This window comes from Streptomyces sp. NPDC001393, from assembly GCF_053597455.1.
In genome coordinates, this window is the sequence record NZ_JBSFIH010000130.1 from 1 (window position 1) to 4,816 (window position 4,816).

General features: G+C 66.8%; 4 protein-coding genes. All 4 read left to right on the forward strand.

Features of this window, described 5'->3' with window-relative positions; translation table 11 throughout:
• On the forward strand, nucleotides 1-2,343 hold a 2,343-nt coding region (locus ACWC2T_RS45650; protein ID WP_450676187.1), incomplete at its 5' end, for a hypothetical protein.
• Entirely contained in the window at nucleotides 2,340-3,200 is an 861-nt protein-coding gene (locus tag ACWC2T_RS45655; protein ID WP_450676188.1) for an immunity 49 family protein, read from the forward strand. The genes ACWC2T_RS45650 and ACWC2T_RS45655, both read left to right, overlap by 4 nt.
• Before the next feature lie 177 nt (nucleotides 3,201-3,377).
• A complete protein-coding gene (locus ACWC2T_RS45660) occupies nucleotides 3,378-4,235 on the forward strand; it encodes an immunity 49 family protein (protein ID WP_450676189.1) in 858 nt (285 codons plus the stop codon).
• Between the two features lie 34 nt (nucleotides 4,236-4,269).
• Nucleotides 4,270-4,593, forward strand: a complete 324-nt coding sequence (locus ACWC2T_RS45665; RefSeq protein WP_450676190.1) for an Imm49 family immunity protein — start codon at nucleotides 4,270-4,272, stop codon at nucleotides 4,591-4,593.
• Nucleotides 4,594-4,816: the final 223 nt, after the last annotated feature.

Consider the following 4,816-nt stretch of genomic DNA (forward strand, 5'->3'; position numbering starts at 1 on the left):
TTCCTGTGGGACGGCATCTGCGTGGACGGTATCTGGGGCACGATCAAGGGCCTGGGCACGCTGGTGGGTTTCCAGGGCTGGGACGCGATGAAGCAAGCCTGGAAGGGCCTGGCCCAGCTCGCCACCGGCCTGGCGTTCATGTCGAACCCGTTCCTGGGGGCGTTGTTCTGGGCGACGCCGGACAAGTACATGCCGTCCTGGCTGCGTGAGTCACGCAACACGATGAAGCAGACCGGCAAGGCGCTGCTGGCGTGGGACGAGTGGGGCAAGAACCCCGCCCGCGCGGCCGGTGGGGTCACGTTCAACGTGCTGACGACGGTCTTCACCGGTGGTGAGGGTGCCGCCCTGGCCGGTGCGGGCAAGGCCGGCGCGGTGGCCAAGGCGATCTCGGTGGCGGGCAAGGTCGGCAAGTTCATCGACCCGATGACGTATGTCATGAAGGGTGCGGGCGCGGGCCTGTCCAAGATCGGCGACATCACCAAGGCCCTCAAGGGCGCCGGAAAGATCGACATCCCGACCCTCCCCGACAACGCCATCACCCTCCCCGAGGGAACGGTCCACCTGCCCGACGGCACCGTCCACCTCCCCGAGGGCGCACCGCTCCCCAAGGGCGGCATCGAACTGCCCAACGGCACGGTGCAGTTGCCCCACGACGCACCCCTGCACCCCGCGGGCACCGACCCCCTGCACACCCCCGAGGGCGAGCCGCAGCTGTTCGCCGACAAGGACGGCAACATCGTCGACGAGCGCGGCAACGTGCTCATGCACCACCAGGGCGGCCCCCCGGACATCACCACCCAGCCCCACACCACCCCGGACACCCCCCACACCCCCACCCCGGCCAGGGAACCCGCCCTGGTCGGTGCGACCACCCACACCGCCGACACCGCCGCCCACGCCGGCGACCACATCAACCTCGGCAACAGCCTGGACACCAACCTCGGCGACACCGGCCGCACCGGCGAGCACGTCCCGACGACACCCGGCGTCCACGCGGGCGGAGACATACCCGGCGTCCACGCCGGCGACCACCTGCCCGGCGGCGGCCATCTGCCGGGCAACGGCCTGGGCGACCACCTCCCCGGTGGCACGGCCGACCACCTTCCGGGCGGAGCCGCCGACCACCTTCCGGGCGGCCGAGCCGACACCCACATGCCGACGAACAGCGTCGACACTCACGTCCCCGCCGGCACGACGGACCACCCTGTGCCCGGTTCCGGGGCGGGCGAGCACTCGCCGGGCGGCCACACCGGCGGCCCCGGCACCCCCAGTCACGACTTGCCGGGCCACAGCGGCGACACCCATGTGCCTGGGCACGGTGGCGAGCCGCCTACGGGCGGGAGCGGCCTCGGCGACGATGTACCTGGAGCAGGTGACCACGCCTCGTCCGGGTCGGATGCCGGTACACCCGCGCACGACGCTCGCCCCAGCTTCATGCACGACGGCGACAACCCGTACGGGCCTGAGGGCTCGCTCACCGACAAGCAGATCCACGACATCCAGGTCTACCGCGCCAACCACGAGCCCGGTTACTTCGAGGAGTTCTACAAGTCCAACGGCAACCGGAAGAACCTGAAGTTCGTCGACGAGAGCGGGACGAGGCCTCCCCAGCTCACCCGGGAGTCGCCGCAGCACCCGTGGGTGTCGGTGAAGGACGCGCCGGAGCCCCTCCAGCCGCACTATTTGGGCGATGAAATCAAGGGGGGCCGAGAGACTGCCAGCCACGAGGCCGTCAAGAAGCTCGATGAGGCTGCAGCCAATCGCCACCACGCCATCGGCTACGACACGGCAGCCGGAAAGCACAAGGGCGAGGCTATCGAGGCCCACAAGCACAACCCCACGCCCGAGACGGATCTCGACCGGCTTGAGCGCACAAATGAATACAAATCCGCTCACCGCGACATGCGTGATCACGCGGAGGCATACGGGGAGGCCATCGCCGAGCACCACGTCATCCCGGAGCACTACCCGAACGCCACTCGGGAACCTTTGGACGGTCCGTTGAACGGCAACGACCAGTTCGACCAGGTCTGGCGGCGTGAGGACGGCGGCTTCGTTGTCGTGGAAGCCAAGAGCAGCGTTACCACGGATCTTGGGGCGCGCAATCTGCCCAGCGGAAGGCGAGTCTCGCAGGGAACCAGGGAATACTTCTTGGACATCATCCGCGAGATGAAGAAGCGCGGTGAGACCAACCCAGCAGAACAGCGTCTTGCGCGGGAGCTCGAAGACGCATTGGACCACAAGAAGCTCGACTACATCGTCGTCAGGGGGCAGAAGAATGCTGGCGAGTACGCTGGTTACAGCGTGAAGAAGTTCGACATCACCGACAGGAGCATGCCGTGACCGTCACGATCGCCCGACACGGAGGGCCCGGTCCCAACTCCGCGAGTTGGGCCGAGGCGCTCGGTGAAGACGTCGCCGCGGACGCGGAGAAGATCGAGCGGCACCCCGGCAAGATCGACTTCATGTTCAGCACAGCCCTGCTGCATCTGCAGGCTCGGTGCACCGTGGATCCTGACGCGGCCCAGCTCGAAACGTGGGAGGCAACCGTCAGTGCGCTACAGGTCGGCTCGGCGCTGTTCGCAGTGACCGGGCAGACCGAGGGTGCCGTCGACTGCCGCATCAACCACAAGATCCGACAGGTTCCGGTACTCGGACCTCGCTCGTACGCCGACGCGGGAAACTGGCTCACAACCTTCTGGCTCGCCATCGTGTGCCGCGACCAGAAGCGCATGACCCAACTCTGCGACATTCCAGTCACCCGACTGCGCTCGCCCGAGGGCTCCTACGACGAGTACATCTACCACTGGGTCGCCGCCCTGCAGGCGTACTGGCTGCAGCGACCCGGCCTTGTGGACGAGCTCATCGCCACTATGGAGGGCTCGCACCCCAATGTTGCCTCGATCGCCCCCCGTGACCTACTGCAAAAGGTGCTCTACCCCCCGATCAACCTCTTCCACCGCTTCCTTCGCAAGGACCATGACGGCTTCAACCAAGCCCTCGTAGAAGCCCTGGAACTCCACAAGGACTACTGGACGGCCGACGAAGACCGGGCCACGGATCCCGAAGGACGCATCTCTCTCGGCCCACTCGCCATCGCCTGCCTCGCCTACGACGGCGGCATTCCGATCGAGGTGGAATCGGACTACCTGCCCAAACACCTCCTCCAGCGCGACTGGCTCGGCGAGTTCGAGATCTGAGCCTACGGATGGTGGCGAGGTCACTCATTGCCCGGCACGAGTCCATCTGACACCAGCGATCGACGAGAGGTCACTGGCTGGAATTCCCCTGGAGGAGCTCATAGGGGATTCAGAGCAGCCCTCGTGACCAACTCCGGAAAGTTCGAAATCCAGTCTCTGCAGGGAAGGACGCCAGTGGTGCTCTCCGTGCCCCGGCACATCTTCGGCAGGGAAGACATCCCAGAGCGTGAGCCTGTGCTCAGCGAGGAGATCGTCTGGGCCCTGGAGGACCTTCAGAAGTCCCCGATGGCGGTCAAAGACGCCCTGTCCGACTCCCTCCTCCTGGCGCAGGAGCGAGCGGCAGCCGATCCCACGGCGGAATGGCTGGAGACGTGGGAGGCGTGGGTAACGGCCATGCAGTCCGGTTCGGCGATGTTCGCCGCGGCGGACACGACCGAACCGAGCGTGTCGTGCCTCATCCATCACGAGGTGCGGTCCATTCCCGCCACGGGTCCACAGCCGTGGGTGGACGCCGGGAACTGGCTCACCGTCTTCATGTTGTCGGTGATCTGCCGGGACAAGGACAAGCTGGACGCGCTGTGCCAGATTCCGCTGTCCCTGCTGCAGGAGTCGGGTGCCGAATACGACGCCTACGTCTACCCGTGGGTGGAGACGCTGCGGGCGTACTGGCTGAGCCGGCCGGATCTCGGCGACAGGTTGCTCGAAGCCGCCCAGGGCCTTGCACCCGAGGCAGCCCCGATCGCCGGGCCCGAAGCCACTACCAGGATCCTCTGGCCGGTCGTCGACCTGTTCCACCGTTTCATCACGTCCGACCACGAGCGCTTCAACCAGTCCCTGGCCAACGCCCTCGCCCTGCACAAGCAGTACTGGACCACGGACGAGGGACGCACCAGGGACGCCCGGGGCCTCGTGGCCGTCGGCCCGCTGGCCATGGCCTGCCTGGCGCACGACGCGGGCTTCCCCATCGAGGTCGAGTCCGAGTACCTCCCCAAGCACCTGGTCAAGGGCACGTGGGTGGGCGAGTTCCATACGTAGCGGACACACTTCAATACCTTCCACGGAGAACACGTTGGTCTCGCCCCTTCCCCGGCACCCCTTTCCCACGGAGCACGCGGAAGAGGGCCTCGCTGTCCTTCAGAAGAACACGCAGAAGCTGATCGACGGTCTGGAGGAGCGCTCCACCAGGCTGGGCGATGCACAGCAGGTCACGCTCACCCTGGCCAAGTCGCAGTGCCTGCTGGACCCACGGGCAGCGATCTACCCGACTTGGAACGCCTGGGTCACCGCGATGCAGGTCGGATCCGCCGTGTTCGCCGCGGCGACAACCACCGAGGACCAGGTGCAGTGCCGCATCGCGCACAAGGACCGCACACTCCAAGCCACCGGCCCGTAGTGGCACGTGACCCCGGGCTCCTGGATCAGCGCCTTCCACCTGGCCGTGGTGTGCCGCGAACAGGACAGGATCACCGCTCTGTGCCAGGTTCCCATGTCACTGAGCTCTTTCAGAGCGGCCACCGGATAGGTGACGAGGCCGGCGCCCGCAACGCACGAGGCTCCCGTTCCGTTGAGAGAGGTGTTCGACGTCTCAACTCAGCAGCTCGGGAGCCTCGTTGGTC